Below are 16,498 nucleotides of genomic sequence, written 5' to 3' on the forward strand. Positions count from 1 at the left end.
ATTTGTCCTTTGAAAGTTTGTCCTTTGGTACTGGTTTCCACCTAATTTGTCATTTGTCCTTTGAAAGTTTGTCATTTGTACTGTCATTTGTCATTTGTATTCAGTATGGTATAATTAAAAAGATTGTTAATTTAAAATAAGGAGTGTAAATAAAAAATGGATGAAAGGATAATAATAGCAACGACCTTTGCATTGTATCTTGTTATGATGCTTTGGATAGGGCTACATTTTTATAAGAAAACGGAAAATATATCTGATTATACACTTGGAGGAAGAAAGCTTGGATTTTTAGGAAGTTCTATAAGTGCACAGGCATCAGATATGAGTGGATGGCTATTACTTGGACTTCCTGGAGCAGCGTTTGTATCAGGTCTTTCTGGCTCTGTGTGGATAGCAATAGGACTTGCTTTAGGAACGTATTTTAATTGGAAAATTTTAGCTAAGAAGTTTAGAATATATACTCAAAAGTATTCAGATTCAATAACAGTTCCATCATACCTTGAAAACAGATTTGATGATAAAAAAGGAATATTAAAATTAATTTCTTCATTCTTTATTATTCTATTTTTTGTACCATATACAGCATCAGGATTTGTATCAGGAGGAAAATTATTTACAACAATATTTGGAACTCCATATATACTTTCAGTAGTAATATGTGCAGTAGTTGTTGTTAGTTATACATTTTTAGGTGGATTTATGGCAGTATGCTATACAGATATTGTTCAAGGAAGTTTAATGTTTTTTACTCTTCTTATAATACCTATTATAGTAGTATTTAAGTGTGGAGGGATACAAAATGTTGTATCAGCTATTGATCCTGCACTTTTAGATCCGTTAAATCTTAAAATATTATGTGCAGATGGTTCAGGGAGCATTGCAGTTGCAGCTATAAGCATAATTTCATCACTTGCATGGGGACTAGGATACTTTGGACAGCCTCATATAATAACAAAATTTATGGCAATAGAGAACCCTGAAGAGATAAAGATATCAAGAAGAATAGCAGCAGTATGGGTTATTATTACACTTGCTGCATCTACAGCAATAGGACTTGTTGGACATTATTATTTCCCAAATCTTAATGGTGCAGATTCAGAAACAATATTCATACTTCTTGTACATAAATGTGTTCCAATACTTTTAACAGGAGTTCTTTTATCAGCAATACTTGCAGCAATAATGAGTACAGCAGATTCACAGCTTCTTATAATATCATCTACAGTATCGGAAGATTTATATAGATCGCTAATAAAGAAAGATGCTTCAGATAAACAGCTTGTAAAATTAAGCCGTATAACAATTTTAGTGGTTGCATTAGTTGCATTTAGTATTTCACTTAATCCTGATAGTTCTGTTCTTAAACTTGTATCATACGCATGGGCAGGTTTTGGATGTGCATTTGGACCAGTTATTCTTTTATCATTATTTTGGGAAAAGATGACACGTGAAGGTGCAATTGCAGGTATGGTTGCAGGAGGAATGATTTCGGCTCTATGGCCTATAATAAAAAATTATTCATCACTTCCTATATTTAAACTTTATGAAATAGTGCCTGGATTTTTTGGAGCATTAATAGTTGTATATGTTGTAAGCAAAATGACATACCAAATGACAAATGACAAAGGACAAATGACAAATTAGGATGTTTCTGCTCAAAATCGCAGAAACCTCAAATAAATGACAGAGAACAAATGAAAAATGACATACTAAATGACAAATGACAAAGGACAAAGGACAAATGTGGATGTTTCTGCGTAGGCGCAGAAACTAAAATATATGAGCTTTCGCTTCAGGCGAAAGCTTTTATATTTTGAGAGAATCTCAAAATACATAAAATGAAATTCCCACGGAATTTCCACCTCATTTGTCATTTGTCCTTTGAAAGTTTGTCATTTGTACTGTCCTTTGTCATTTAACAATTTGTCATTTTATATAAGTAGGCTATAATTAAAATAGGAATATTTAATTTTAAAAAAAGGTATTTTATATGAAAGAAAAGGTGATATTATGCAAGTTTATCAGTTAATGAACAAAGATACTTTAGTTTTAGAGTTTATAAAAGCAGATACATTAGAAGGACAATTTAAAGTAGTTAGTGAAAATACAAAGGCAAATTCACCATATCTTTTAAGAAATAATACTGGTGAGCTTGATACGTGGATTAATAATAGAGCAATACCAACAAATAGAGAACATATTGAAAAAGTTCTTTTAAGCCTTAATTTAGACAGCAGGGAAAGATTTAATTTATTAATTGTAAATCATGCTGCAAGTTTGAATGATACTTATTGGATAAAAGAAAAAAATGAACTTAATATTTATGGCGAAAAATTAGAGTGGAAAGATGTGAGCCTATATAGAGGTTTTAAAGAACAGTTGGGACTTATATCATTTTTTGGAAATACATCATCATTAGGAGGAAAAATTAAAACACCAGAGTTAACAACACAGGGAATGCTTAGAAAAGCATGGAGAATGGTAGGCACAGATATGTATTTATATAAAGCTAATACTTATGGATATGCTAATGCTGGTAATGAAATGTATTCAGAAATTGTTGCATGGCAGATAGCAGATATTTTAAACTTACCATATGTAAAATATGAGATTGAAAAATGGAATGATGTAGATTGTGTAAGAAGTAAACTTTTCACAAGTGAAGAAACAGGATACCTTACTATGACAGAATACCTAAGCAAACAGCTAGGAAGTAGAAAAAAATGGAGATATGGTGATGTATGTAGTGTACTACCTCAAAATTTCATAGAGGAGCTTAATGATATTATGGTATTTGATTTCATTATTGAGAACAAAGATAGGCATTTTAGTAATTTTGGATTTTTAATTGATAATGATAAAGGAAAATTAAAAAGCCTTGCTCCAATTTTTGATAATGGATATTCTCTTCTAAATTTTGAACTGGAGCAGGATTTGATTAATTACGATTATAATAAAAGCATGATTGGTACATTTGATATTGAAAATAAAATTCAAGCTAAAGAAATAATTAAGAAGAACCCACAAAAATATAAGAAATGGGCTAATATCTTAGCCAATAATATTAATAAAATTGATTTTTATGAAGTTTTGAAGTATAGAGCAGATGCGATGAAAAAACTTATTTTAAGTAGATGCAGAATGATACAGGAATTTTAAAAAATGATATACTAAATGACAAATGACAAATCAGGATGTTTCTGCTAGACCGCAGAAACTAAAATATATAAGCTTTCGCTTCATGCGAAAGCTTTAGTATTTTGCGCTAAAACGCAAAATACCATAAAATGAAATTCCGTAGGAATTTCTCAATGTCATTAAGTTAAGAAAAAAGTATATAAATTAACATTAAAACGAGATATTTATTATAATATCCCGTTTTTTTTACAAAAACTATTGACAAAGTAATAGAAAAATGCGGCGCAGCCCCTTAAATACCAGTATTTTTAAGGGGGAATATAAAATGAACAATTTTTCTAATAAAATGAAATCAGAATTGCTTTCGACAATAAAACAAATGGAGGAAAACAAAAAGTGTTTTGTAAAAAATTCATCAAAAGATTTTATCCGTAATCGAAAATTAAGTTTTTTTAATGTTTTAAAATTATTACTTTGCCTTGAGGGAAAAAATTCATTCATAACTATGGCTGAATATTTTAATTATAGTGAAAAAATGCCTTCGCAATCGGCTTTAATTCAACAAAGGAAGAAGTTAAATGAAATAGCAATGCCCTATTTATTTCATAAATTCACTTCATCTTATAATGCTTTAAAAAATATAAAAGGCTATAGATTGCTTGCCGTTGATGGAAGCAAACTAAACATACACCACAATCCTAACGATAAAGATACTCATGTAAAAACAGTCCCTGGATATAAAGGGCATAATAAGTTACACATTAATTGTATGTATGATTTATGTAATAAAATTTTTGTGGATACTTGTATTCAAGCGGTAAGAAAATGTAATGAATCTCGGGCATTAATAGATATGGTCAAGAGATTTGACAGCAATGAAAAAGCAATTATAATTGCCGACCGTGGATACGAATCTTATAACGTATTTGCAAATATTCAGGAGAAGGGTTTTAAATATTTAATTAGAGTAAAAGACATAACTAGTACTGGCATTAGCAGTACATTTAAATTCCCAGAAGCAGATGAATTTGATGCAACAAAAAGAGTAAACATAACAAAAAGAATGGGTAGAATTCCATTAGATAAGCGACATGAATATAAAAAGCTATGTAAAGTAAATCCCTTTGATTTCATCAAAGAAGGATCGTATGAAACCTACTCAATGGATATACGCTTTGTTAGATTTAAAATTTCAGATAGTAGTTACGAGACAATTGTAACTAATTTAGATGAAAGAGAGTTTGACTCAACAGAAATAAAAGAATTATACCAATTAAGATGGAAAATAGAAAATTCATTTAGAGAGTTAAAGTACTTGACCGGTCTTAACTCTCTAAACTCAAAAAAAGTGGAGCTCATAACCCAAGAAATCTATGCAAAACTCACGATGTATAACTTTTATTCAATTATCTCTACTAATGTTAAAATAAAAGATAAAAATAGAAAATATTCATATACAATCAATTTTTCAAAAGCAATAACTGTCTGTAAGAAATTTTTTAAATGTCCTGCTAATGAGAGACCACCTAACGTTGAAATACTAATCCAACGTTATATTTCACCCGTTAGGAATGGCAGAAAATATCCTCGTAATATAACTACTAAATCCTGGGTGAATTTTATGTATAGAATATCATAAAATATATCAAAAGTAAATTTTTTTTTGACGGCAATAATTCCGTCTTTTTTGCGTGCAGAAAAATAAGACTAGCACAATCAAAAATAGCATTAAAAATCATAAAATATAATTTTCAATGCTATTTTTATTTATGAGAATACTAACTTAATGACATTGAGGAATTTCTACCTCATTTGTCATTTGTCCTTTGAAAGTTTGTCATTTGAAAGGATTTCCACCACATTTGTCAATTGTCCTTTAACAATTTGTCCTTTGTACTGTCCTTTAACAATTTGTCCATTGAAAAAAAGCCCGCGCACAAAGCGCAGGCTTTTTTGGGTCAGAAATTGAAAATTGAAAATATAAAAGCAACAATAAAACTTTTATAAGTTATTTTATGTGTAGAGAGTTCTTGGAAAATTCAAAAATATACATTCAACTTTCAATCTATTTATATTATATCACAAGATAGTGAGAAAAGTCTCCTAATTTTTTTAAATAATTGATTTTTTTTGTAAAAAGCCGCAGAATAAGGAATATTTTTATGAGAGGCATATTGTTTTAATGTATTATTCTCAAAAAAGAGGATATAGACCATTTCTCTTTCTTCCTTTGTAAGAGAGAAGATTATTTTATGAATCTTCTTAATAGAAAGTCTTTTTATAAAATCATTTTCTAAATCTATTTCAGAAGTGAGCATTGTTTCGATTGATGGAGTAAAGAGAATACCTGTATCATCATTTCTAAATTTTTTACTTACATTAAATCTTCCTATATTATATACTTGATTTCTTATCGCATTTGTTGCGTAAGATACAAATCTGTGTTTCTTTGGATCGTAAAGTTTTACGGCATGAAAGAGTGCGCTGTAACATTCGTTTTTAAGATCATCAAAATCATAGCCGTGGATATGCATTTTACTTATTATACATATTATATTCTTTTCAAACTGCATCATAAGATCTATTTTTGCATCATTATCACCATTTTTTATTCTTTTTACAATTGATTCAATTTCATTATAATTCATAATATTAATCCCCCAATATATATTATTTTCATGATAATTTTTTACCATGATATGTAAAGTGGGCTGCCTGCTTTAAAAGAAAGCAGCCCTTTATTTTAAATGGAGTTAAAATATGAAAAAAAGATTTAAATGAATAAGGATAATGAAAAAAGAGTATTAAAAATTAATTATTTTACGTTAAGTTCAGTTGTTTCTTTCTGAGTAACTGCGGCTGATGAAATTGAAACAAGTGATCCTTTAGATGAATTAAAAACATTTTTGTCTATAATAAGCTGCATTAAAGATTTTACTTTCTCTGAAGTAACATCTTCCTTTACATCTGTAACAGATATTGTTGTTTTAAGCCCCTGAGTAGTTAAAAAAGTCATTGTTAAAGTATAGTGCATAATTTATATCCCCCTTTTTAAAAATTAAGCTCTTTGAATATTTGTTGTCTTGTTTATAAAGAAGTATCTAGTCTCCTTAGCTAAGACATCTTTAATTGCTTCTGCAATTTCATAGATATCTTCTGATGCTGCATCATTTTTGATGTTCTTAAAAGTCTTCTTTGCATAAGAGATCTTACCTGTTTGACCAACCTCTTTTACAAACTCAATTGATAAAGTAGTTTCATAAATACTTTCTTTTAATGATAAATCTGGCATAAAAAATTTCCCCCTAAAATTTTTTTGTAGCGCGTTACACTATTAATATACGGCAATTTCCAAAAAATTCAAGTAATTTTCTGAAAGTTACTAAAATAGCTATTTAGTAACACGTTCATTGACCAAAGTTGTAAGATTTGCGATTGATGTGTTTAATGATGAGAGCTGTTTTTCAAGCCTTATTAAGAGATATGTCGTTATTGCAGCAGGAAAACCAACATTCGCCATCATTGAAACAAACTCATTCATATCCATAAAGTCACCCCCGCTATTTATATATGGGATTTTATAAAAAAATTAAGTAATAAAATCAAAAAAATATATATGTGTTAGGAAAAAACGAGAAAACGTTAGAAAATAGAAGATAATTAGAGATATTTAAATTTAAAGGCTCTATTTAGAACTTGATAACGAATGCGTGAAAAGGTTAACATATAACCATACATTAAATTACATAAATGTAATTTAATACAATAACGAAACAATAAAATAAAAAGGTGATGGTGTGATGGACAAAGAAATGCTCAAAGAGATTTTAAAGAAAGATAATGCGTGGGCAGAATATATAAAGATGATAAAAGAGAAGAGCTTTGGAGAGAAACTTAAAATTTTAAGAGAACATCATAATATGACTCAAAGTGAATATGCTAAATTAGTTGATGCAGGGCAGAAGACAATATCGAACTGGGAGAAAAATCTTTCTTTCCCTAGAAAATATTATAGAGATATATTATTAGAAATATATGATAAAACATACGAATATCTAGTGTGGAATGAGATAACTACAAAAGAAAAAGATTAAATAATTAGAAAAATAAATAATTTTTTAAAAAAATTCTAAAAAAGGTACCCAAAAGAAATTTTAGATGTTGTATATTATAGCGTCTTAGGAAAGACAAGCAAAGTATCTTAATTTTATCTATTATAGCAAAAAGTATACTAAATATGGATAATAGAACTTTTTCTATTTACTTATTTGGACAAGCATGCTATAATTTATAAGAATTTAGAATTATTAGGAGGGAAAGAAAGATTATGTTAAAAAAAGCAAATAAAATCACAGCTTTATTAGTAGCTGCTGCCGCTGTTGTTTCAGTAGCACCTGCAACTGCAGTAAACGCTGCTACAAAATTAGGAACTAAAGATGGATATGTTGATAATGCAGTAGCATTCAACGGAAAGTATATCTATGATGGATATAAGACAGATAAAGACGGAGACGAAGAAGACAGAGCCGTATATTACAACAACGGAGAAAAAGAATCAGAAGTTGATGCATATGACGATGAAGATTATGACTTCACAAACGGAACTTATGGAGATAAATATGGTATCGCTAAAGATGGTAATGATGAATATTTAGTTGATTTATCATCAGGAAAAGTTACAGATGATACTGTAGAAGATAAGAAAGACGATACAGCTCATGCTTTAGAAAAAGCTATTAAAAACACTGATAAATTTGATGGAGCAGAAGTTGATGCTGATGAATTAAAAGACGTTCCTTCATATGGTTCATTCCAAGCTCCATACTATTATGTACAAAAAGATGGAAAGTACATCTTAACTGATGAAGATGGAAAATATGTAACAGCTGATAAGACAGCTAACCTTTACTACTATAGCACTAAGAGAGATAAAGTAGTAAAAATTGAAGAATTCAATAATGATGAAGACGATGATGATAAGATTGATGACAATAGTAAGTTAGGTGCTGCATTAAAAGACTTAACTCCAATTGCTCAAGATGATGATTATGTATATGCTATAGCTAATGTTGAAATTACTGATGAAGGTGCAGACCATGATTCAGCAAACGCAAAAGTAACAATTGATTTTGACAATGCTACAGTTGCTGATGATAAAGCTGCTAAATATACAATCGATTATACTACATCAGATGCAGCTGAAGGTTCTGAAGTAACTTATGATGGAAAGACTTATAAGGCTGGAACTGATAGCATAGTTACATTATATAATGCATTAAAAGACATGGATGGTTATGATGTAACAATTAAAGGAGACAACAAGATTGTTGCTGTAGCTAAGAAGACTGGAGAAGCTACTCAGTTAGTTAGTGGAAAAGGAGTTAGTTTCATACCTGGAACTAAGAGTGTTGCAACAGATAAATTTGTAGTTCATGGACAAAAATTTGTAAATGGTACTGACTATACAGATGTAGCTTCATTAAAGAATGCTGTTGCTTCTTATTTCATAAAGAATCCTATAGCTGGTTATACATTTGATGTTAGTGATTATTCATTCACAAAGACTGCAGTTGGAGACTTAACTGATGAAGAAAAAGCTGATTGGGCTACTTCAAATGTAGATATAGCTGATGGAGAAACTGCTGGAGCTGGAAAGACTGTAACAGTTAACTACTTACAGAAGATTTCTAAGGCTCAGGGAGACAAAGATGATAAAGCATATCTTCCAAAGAGCGTTGAATCTTACTTAATGGACACTAAGAAACTTTATGATAACGGAGACGTTAACGATGCATCTAACTGGTTAACTAGTGATAGCGAATATCCAGATATCGTAAATATACAGGTTGATGGAAATTCATTATATGTTTATAGAGCTAAATCTGACAAAGTTAAGGTTCTTAAGATTGACTTAAAGAGCATTAAAGAAAATCCAGCAGATAAATCTGTATATGGAGAAAAGAAATTAGACGGATACGTTGTAAAGAAAGACGGAGATACTGATCAAGATGCAGATACTTTTGATGTAGATTCAAACGGAGTTCTTTGGATATTACATGATGGTAATGTAATCAAGTTCAGCAAGAAGGACAAGACTACAGAATACAGAGTAGATTCAGGAATGAACAAATTAGATGTTTATGATGATGACAACTTAATCGCTTATACTGACGATGAAGATGCTAAAATCTACACAACTGTAACTGAAGGAAAGAAAGAAACTGTAGACGCTGGAAAAGAAATTGAACCAGCTAAACCAGTTGTAGTTGAAAACAAATGGGAACAACAAGCTGATGGAACTTGGAAGTACTTAGAAAACGGAACAGCTGTAGCTGGCTGGAAGTTTATCGGAAACGCTTGGTACTACATGGATCCTGCAACTACAGTAATGGTTAATGGATGGAAGAGCATCAATGGAACTTGGTACTACTTCAATGCAAGTGGTGCAATGGCAACTGGATGGCAGTTAATAGGTGGAAGCTGGTACTACATGGATCCAGTAAACTATAGCGGTGCTATGAAGACTGGTTGGTTCGTTGATACAACAGGTACTTGGTACTATGCTGATGGAAATGGCTGCATGTTATCAAACACAACTGTTGGTGGATATAAATTAGGAGCTTCAGGAGCTTGGGTTAGATAATCCATAACACTCTTGGGATTAAGGGATGGGGGTTTTTCCTCATCCTTTTTTTATAATATACTCAATTTAAAATATTTAAGGGGGAAGGAATATGAATAAGAGGATTAGAAATATTATAGCAATGACACTTACAATAGCTGCTGTTACTGCATTTGGACCAGTAGATTCAGCAAAAAATGTTTTAGGATCTTTTGGACCTAAAACTGTTTATGCTGATACTGTTTCAGATGTTACAGAGGTTTCTATTGAAACTTCATCTGGAGACAGCATGGATCTTTATACAGATGATGATTATGATGATGATGATGAATTTGATGGTAAGAATCCTACAGAGGGAAAAACATACTATGCTAAAACTTCAAAATCAGCAGTAAGAGTAAATATAGATGGAGCAGATGAAGACTGTGTAAGAATCTATAATGGAAGTGATGATTATGAAGAAGGAGATAAGATTTCAATCTCTGGAACAGATACTTTAAAAGTTAGAGTATATGATGAGGATTATGATGATTTAGATTCATCAGAAAGAAAAGATTCAGATAATTATGAGGAGTTTGAAATAAGGGTAAAATCAACTGCAGATAATGACGATGATGATGACGATGATGATGACGATGATGATGTATATTTATCAAGCATATCAGTAGATGGGTATTATGTTGACAATTTTGATGAAGACAAAAAATCATATAATTATAAAGTATCTGAAGACACAGATTCAATACTTGTAAAAGCAAGACCTAGCGATGAAGATGATGATACCGTTGAAATAAATGGTGAAGATGTTGATGAAGAGGATAAATGGAAGACTGATGTAGATCTTGAAAAAGGTAAGAATACAATAAAGATCGTTGTAGAAGACGATGATGATAATAAGAGAACTTATTATTTATATGTATATAGAGGAACATCAGATGAAGTAACTTCAACAGATGATACTGATAACGGAGTAAAAGAATCAAACGGTGGAATAGATAATTCTCAACATGAAGTTTATCTTGATTCATTAAATCTTGATGATGGAGATACTAAACTTACATTTAAGAAAAATATATCTGTATATAATGTAAAAGTAGATGAAAGTCAGGATGATATAGATATTTATGCACATCCAGAATATCGTGATTATACTGTAAAAGTAGATGATGAAGTTCTTGATGATGAAGGAGATGATAAATATGAATACACATATGAAGATCTCCATGATGGAATAAATACTATAAAGATAAAAGTATATCCTAATGATGATGAAGATGATGATGAATGCAGAGAATATACACTAAATGTATATAGAGATAAGAATATACCATCAAATTCTACTGCAGGAAATATTCAAAATACAACTTCACAGACAGGTGCACCATCAGCAGACGATGCTATTTTACAGTATAAAAATCAATGGACTAGAATTGGTGGCAGAGTTTGGGCTTACTATGATGAAAATGGAAACCTAGTTAAAAATCAGATTAAATATATAAATGGATCTTATTATATATTTGATCAAAATGGATATATGTTTGAAAACACATGGGTATTGTTTAATGGAACATATTATTATGCCCAAGTTGGCGGAGCTTTAAAGACAGGCTGGCTTCAGTATGGTGCAAACTGGTATTATTTAGATCCAAGTAATGCAGCAATGAGAACAGGCTGGATGAGAGATTCAAACGGAGTCTATTATTATCTATATTCTGATGGAAGCATGGCAGCTAACTGTATAATTGATGGAAAATTTCAGTTAAATGCAAGTGGAGCATACGTAAAATATATTGGATAATATTAGTGTTGAAAAAGGCTGATACCATTTCTGTTTGGTATCAGCCTTTTCTTTTAATGAGAATGTAAATTAGTTTGTGTAAACAAATATTTCTACATTCTCTTTTTTTTATGTTTATTGTCTAATTTGTTTTCTTATAACGTAGTTTATTGCTATTCCAGTTCCAAGTAGTACATAAAATATTGGTGCAACTGAAACTACTGAGTCATTAAATATTCCTGTAAATAGATATCCTACTATTCCAAGGAATGTTCCTATTCCATAAAGGGATTCTCTTGAATATTTTTCTTTAAAAGCATAGAGCTTAAAACTGTCTATTATATAAGTAAGCATAATAATTAAAAATGCAATTAATGCGATTACTCCACTATCTAGTGCTGTTTTTAAATAAAGGTTATGAGGCTTATCTACCATCATATTAGTTGTATTATAAGCTGCAAGCTTTCCTATAAGGTCATCTTGAGGGAACCTGTATATAAATGTATCAGCTCCTGAACCAAGCAAAATATTTTCCTTTAATAAAGGAAGAGATCTTGACCAAATGTATCCTCTTGCAGAACCTATTGTTTCTTTTCCTTTAAATCCTATATAAGGAGGATCTTTAAGCTCCATTTCAGTAAATGATGCCATATCAAAAAGTTTAAGAGTATCATCATCTTCATGTTTGAAATAGAAAGAATTTTGATTGTTATATAAAAGAACCAATCCTTGTGTCTCTTTATCTCCGTTTGTTAATGCACCATATTTAAATGAAATACTTTTAAATCGTTCATCTGTTGTTGAAATTACTCCATTTTTAGAATTAAAAATATATTCTACAGTTTTATCATTAGAATCTGTAAATGTACATTTTCCATCATTAAAAGCCATCTTTAAAATATCATTTTGAAGTGTTACTTCTATACCTGAATCTGTACTTTTAATATCTTTTATAGGCACTGTGTCTTTATAAGTTTTGTCTGAAGTTTTAAATAGCGATATAAAATCTGAACCCATCTGAGGTATTCTACTAAATATTTTTCCTTTAGATATAAAGTTAAGTCCTACAAGTAAAACTGCAATAACAGCAATAAATATTAAAAGACCTTTCCACTTTTTCTTTATCTGTTTAAAGAAAACTATTACTGCAAAAAGAATTGACATAAATACTCCGATAAGTCCACCTCTTGAACTACTACCTAATAATATAAGAGGACATAATATAACTGCAAATAAAAGAGCGAATTTATATCCTGCTTTATAGCCTTCTTTAAGTTCATATATAAATGCAAATATAAGAACTGGAATAATAAGTGCAATAAGACTTCCTATGTAGTTGTAATTTGAAGTCGTACCATATAGCTTTCCAGATTCAAATAGAAGATTCATTTTCATGTTTGGATTATAATCTTTAAGTGGTATAGTTAAAAGAATTCCTAATTTTGTTTTTATTAAATCTTCTCCAAGATATTGGAATAATCCTAAAAATGAATCTATAAAAACAATTATAATAAGCGGAACAGTAATATATTTAAAATCATCTGTCTTTTTAAAAGCATATATAGAGTAAATAAGAAGTATAAAATAACAGCATATTGTAATAAATCCTTCAGATCTATTGTAGAATCCAAAAAATGCTTCACCTTTATATGATGAAAATATAGCTGAAAGAAGAGTTAATAATAAAAATACAAATGATGATATTAATATTATATTTACTATCTTATCTTTCTTTGAGAATATTTTCTTGAAAAATACTGCAATAAGTAAAAGTAGTATTACAGAAAATATTAATAAAAATAAAGCTTTCTTTTGCGAAAATAAATCTGTTTTCGTAGCTACACCGTTAAGTTTTTCAGCAGCAGGTGTGAGTTTTATAGTCGTTTGTCTTACTATAAGTGGAACTATTGTAATAATAAATGCGATAGGAAAGAAAAAATCAATAGATTTATCTTTACATAATTTTTTAAGCTTGTCCAAGTTTATACACATCCTAACTAAAAATTTTTGCAAATTAACCTTACAAATATCTAATATTATAACATAATGAATGAGAATACTAAAGAGAATTGACAAATGGGAATTACTCAATTAAGAATTGATAATTTTGGTGGAAATCCAGTCAAATGGACAATTGACAATGGACAATTTAGGTGGAAATCCAGTCCAATGGACAATTGACAATGGACAATTTAGGTGGAAATTCTTTCAGAATTTCATTTTATGGTATTTTGAGATTTTCTCAAAATACTAAAGCTTTCGCCTGAAGCGAAAGCTAAATAAATTCTATGTTTCTGCGATTTGAGCAGAAACAACCATAATTATCAATTATCAATTAGTTCATTATCAATTTCAAGTTTCTGCGTAGCCAGAAACCTCCAAATTTGTCATTTATCATTTGTCATTTTTCCTTTAACAATTGTTTCGTTATTCCTAAACCCTTTAAATGCTGTTTTAAATAGTATCTCTATGTCCATTAGTAGTGACCAATTTTCTATATAATATATATCGAATTCAATTCTTTTCTTTATCGATGTGTCACCTCTGTAGCCTTTAATTTGAGCTAGTCCTGTTATTCCTGGCTTTACTTGGTGTTTGACCATATATAAGGGTATTTCATCTTTAAATTCATCTACGAAATGAGGTATTTCAGGTCTTGGACCTATAAGGCTCATATCTCCTTTTAGAACGTTAAAGAACTGAGGTGTTTCGTCTATTGAATATTTTCGTATAAAAGAACCAAATTTTGTTTTTCTGTTGTCATTATTGGTTGTCCAACCTGTAGTTTCTTCATTATTTACTCTCATGGATCTGAATTTATACATAGTAAATAACTTTTTATTAAGTCCAACTCTTTGCTGCTTAAAGAATATAGGACCTTTAGATGTCAATTTTATAAGCACTGCTGTACATATGTAAATTGGAGAGCAAAGAATTATAAGACATAAAGAACCTAAAATATCTATAATTCGTTTTAATATTGCATTACCAAAGTTATCAAGAGGTATTCTTCTAACGTTTATAAGAGGAATGTTTCCTATCTGATCTATGTAAGGATGAGCTGGTATATATTCATAGCAGAATGGAATTATTGATACTTTTGTACCTGTTTTTTCGCAATCTGAAATAACACTTTTAAGTATTTCAGATTCATTTGTTTCAAGAGCACAAATAACTTCATCAGGTTTTGTTTTATTTAAAACATTTAAAAGATTTTTATAATTTCCTAACTTTTTGCCTGTAAAATTATCTGAATCTGAAATATATCCAGAATATGCATATCCATAGCTTCTGTTTTTTATTATCGTATTTAAATATGACCTTGCAATATTGCCTGAACCTACTATAACTACATGCTTTAAGTTAAAACCTTTTGCTCTTAACGAAGAAAGCATTTTTCTTAAAGAAAATCTTTTAATTGAAATCAACAATATATTTATAAAATAAAAGAAGATTAAAACCCATCTTGATATATCAACTAATTTTAATATATATAATAATGAAAAAACAACACCAGTTAAGACTGTATTAGCTAGTACTATTTTTGAAAATTCTGCACTAAAGAGTGAAGTTCTAAAAGAATTATATAGGCTGCAGAAATGAAAAATCACTAAGTTAAAAGGCACTATAATAAAACAAAATTTAAAATATGTATTGAGTTTTACAAAATCTGCTGCATCTGATGAAAATATGTAAAATCTTACAAAATAGGCAACTGCCATTGAAAGAAATAGAAATATAATATCAGTAAATGCGTTTAGTTTATTTAAGAAATCTTGATTCTCTTTTATCATAATATACCCATCCTTTAATCTTGCTCATAAGTACATATATAATATCATTCAGCATAGAAAAAATCAACGTTATAAAGGTAGTAGAATAATTTGACTAAAGATAGCAAATAAATTATGATATAGATAGTTATATGTAATAGAATGTAAGAGAGGTGGAAAAAATTGACAAAAGGGATAGTTTTAGCAGGAGGAAATGGAACTAGATTATATCCACTTACAATGGTAACATCTAAACAGCTTCTTCCAGTATATGATAAACCTATGATTTATTATCCAATAGCAACACTTATGCTTGCAGGGATAAGAGATATTTTGATAATTTCAACTCCTAATGATTTACCGAATTTTAAAAATCTTTTAGGTGATGGAAGTTCATATGGAATACATCTTTCATATAAAGTTCAAGAAAAACCAAATGGTCTTGCAGAAGCCTTCATATTAGGAGAAGATTTCATAGCAGGAGATAGCTGTGCAATGATACTTGGAGATAATATTTTTCATGGAAACGGTCTTACAGAGCTTTTAAAAAAAGCAGTTAATGATACAGAAAATGCAACTGTATTTGGATATTATGTAGATGATCCTGAACGTTTTGGAGTTGTTGAATTTGATAAAGAGGCAAGAGCTGTATCTATTGAAGAAAAACCAGATAAGCCAAAATCTAATTATGCAGTAACAGGTCTTTATTTTTATGATAAAAATGTTTCAGAATATGCAAAAAGCATTAAACCTTCAAAAAGAGGAGAACTTGAGATAACAGATTTAAATAAAATCTATTTAGAAAAAGGAAAGTTAGATGTAATAACTCTTGGAAGAGGGTATGGATGGCTTGATACTGGAACAATGGACAGTTTAAGTGAAGCTTCTGAATACGTAAAAGTAATTGAAAAAGGACAAGGACTTATAATAGCATGTCTTGAAGAAATAGCTTATAGGAATAAATGGATTGATAAAAATACTCTGCTTATTAATGCGAAAAAATATGGTAAAAGCCCTTACGGACAGCATTTAAAAAAAGTAGCAGAGGGAAAGATAATATATTAATAATGGACAATTGACAATGGACAATGGACAATTAATAATTCACAATTGACAATTGACAATTGAGGTAGAAAATCCTTCGGATTTTCGATTTTATAATCTTTAAAATGTAGATTATCAATTTTA

General features: G+C 29.7%; 13 protein-coding genes. 7 read left to right on the forward strand and 6 right to left on the reverse strand.

Annotated features, from left to right (window positions below; all coding sequences use genetic code 11):
• Window positions 1-156 precede the first annotated feature (156 nt).
• The 3 genes from putP (at window position 157) to MTX53_RS01895 (ending at window position 4,777) form a co-directional block, all read left to right on the forward strand.
• Window positions 157-1,644: a sodium/proline symporter PutP gene (gene putP / locus MTX53_RS01885; RefSeq protein ID WP_244834497.1), complete on the forward strand. Its 1,488-nt coding sequence runs from the start codon at window positions 157-159 to the stop codon at window positions 1,642-1,644.
• A gap of 366 nt (window positions 1,645-2,010) precedes the next feature.
• A complete protein-coding gene (locus MTX53_RS01890) occupies window positions 2,011-3,159 on the forward strand; it encodes a hypothetical protein (RefSeq protein ID WP_244834498.1) in 1,149 nt (382 codons plus the stop codon).
• Window positions 3,160-3,463: 304 nt separating this feature from the next.
• On the forward strand, window positions 3,464-4,777 hold the full coding sequence (locus MTX53_RS01895; RefSeq protein WP_244834499.1) for an IS4 family transposase: 1,314 nt from the start codon (window positions 3,464-3,466) through the stop codon (window positions 4,775-4,777).
• A 430-nt stretch (window positions 4,778-5,207) separates the two neighbouring features.
• On the opposite strand, the gene MTX53_RS01900 is transcribed toward MTX53_RS01895, so the two are convergent.
• The 4 genes from MTX53_RS01900 to MTX53_RS01915 form a co-directional block, all read right to left on the reverse strand.
• Window positions 5,208-5,786, reverse strand: coding sequence for a sigma-70 family RNA polymerase sigma factor (locus MTX53_RS01900; RefSeq protein ID WP_244834500.1), 579 nt, complete (start codon window positions 5,784-5,786; stop codon window positions 5,208-5,210).
• Window positions 5,787-5,953: 167 nt separating this feature from the next.
• A complete protein-coding gene (locus tag MTX53_RS01905; protein WP_244834501.1) occupies window positions 5,954-6,172 on the reverse strand; it encodes a DUF2922 domain-containing protein in 219 nt (72 codons plus the stop codon).
• Between the two features lie 24 nt (window positions 6,173-6,196).
• A complete protein-coding gene (locus MTX53_RS01910) occupies window positions 6,197-6,430 on the reverse strand; it encodes a DUF1659 domain-containing protein (protein WP_244834502.1) in 234 nt (77 codons plus the stop codon).
• 99 nt (window positions 6,431-6,529) lie between these two features.
• On the reverse strand, window positions 6,530-6,685 hold the full coding sequence (locus tag MTX53_RS01915) for a YvrJ family protein (protein ID WP_244834503.1): 156 nt from the start codon (window positions 6,683-6,685) through the stop codon (window positions 6,530-6,532).
• A 253-nt stretch (window positions 6,686-6,938) separates the two neighbouring features.
• Here MTX53_RS01915 and MTX53_RS01920 point away from each other — a divergent pair, with 253 nt between their 5' ends.
• The 3 genes from MTX53_RS01920 (at window position 6,939) to MTX53_RS01930 (ending at window position 11,558) form a co-directional block, all read left to right on the forward strand.
• Window positions 6,939-7,232 carry a helix-turn-helix transcriptional regulator gene (locus tag MTX53_RS01920; protein WP_244834504.1) on the forward strand — a complete coding sequence of 98 codons (294 nt, stop codon included), beginning with the start codon at window positions 6,939-6,941 and terminating at the stop codon, window positions 7,230-7,232.
• 233 nt (window positions 7,233-7,465) lie between these two features.
• Window positions 7,466-9,781: a hypothetical protein gene (locus MTX53_RS01925; protein ID WP_244834505.1), complete on the forward strand. Its 2,316-nt coding sequence runs from the start codon at window positions 7,466-7,468 to the stop codon at window positions 9,779-9,781.
• A gap of 91 nt (window positions 9,782-9,872) precedes the next feature.
• The gene (locus tag MTX53_RS01930; protein WP_244834506.1) at window positions 9,873-11,558 is read left to right on the forward strand and encodes a cadherin-like beta sandwich domain-containing protein; all 1,686 of its coding nucleotides are present in this window, start codon (window positions 9,873-9,875) and stop codon (window positions 11,556-11,558) included.
• 114 nt (window positions 11,559-11,672) lie between these two features.
• On the opposite strand, the gene MTX53_RS01935 is transcribed toward MTX53_RS01930, so the two are convergent.
• Both MTX53_RS01935 and MTX53_RS01940 read right to left on the reverse strand, forming a co-directional pair.
• A complete protein-coding gene (locus MTX53_RS01935) occupies window positions 11,673-13,517 on the reverse strand; it encodes an O-antigen ligase family protein (protein ID WP_244834507.1) in 1,845 nt (614 codons plus the stop codon).
• 407 nt (window positions 13,518-13,924) lie between these two features.
• Complete coding sequence (locus MTX53_RS01940) at window positions 13,925-15,331, reverse strand: undecaprenyl-phosphate glucose phosphotransferase (RefSeq protein WP_244834508.1); 1,407 nt, start codon at window positions 15,329-15,331, stop codon at window positions 13,925-13,927.
• Window positions 15,332-15,493: 162 nt separating this feature from the next.
• Between MTX53_RS01940 and rfbA the strand changes: the two genes are divergently transcribed.
• The gene (gene rfbA, locus MTX53_RS01945; RefSeq protein WP_244834509.1) at window positions 15,494-16,375 is read left to right on the forward strand and encodes a glucose-1-phosphate thymidylyltransferase RfbA; all 882 of its coding nucleotides are present in this window, start codon (window positions 15,494-15,496) and stop codon (window positions 16,373-16,375) included.
• The last annotated feature ends 123 nt before the right edge of the window (window positions 16,376-16,498 follow it).

It is taken from the genome of Clostridium sp. BJN0001 (assembly GCF_022869825.1).
Lineage (GTDB): Bacteria > Bacillota > Clostridia > Clostridiales > Clostridiaceae > Clostridium.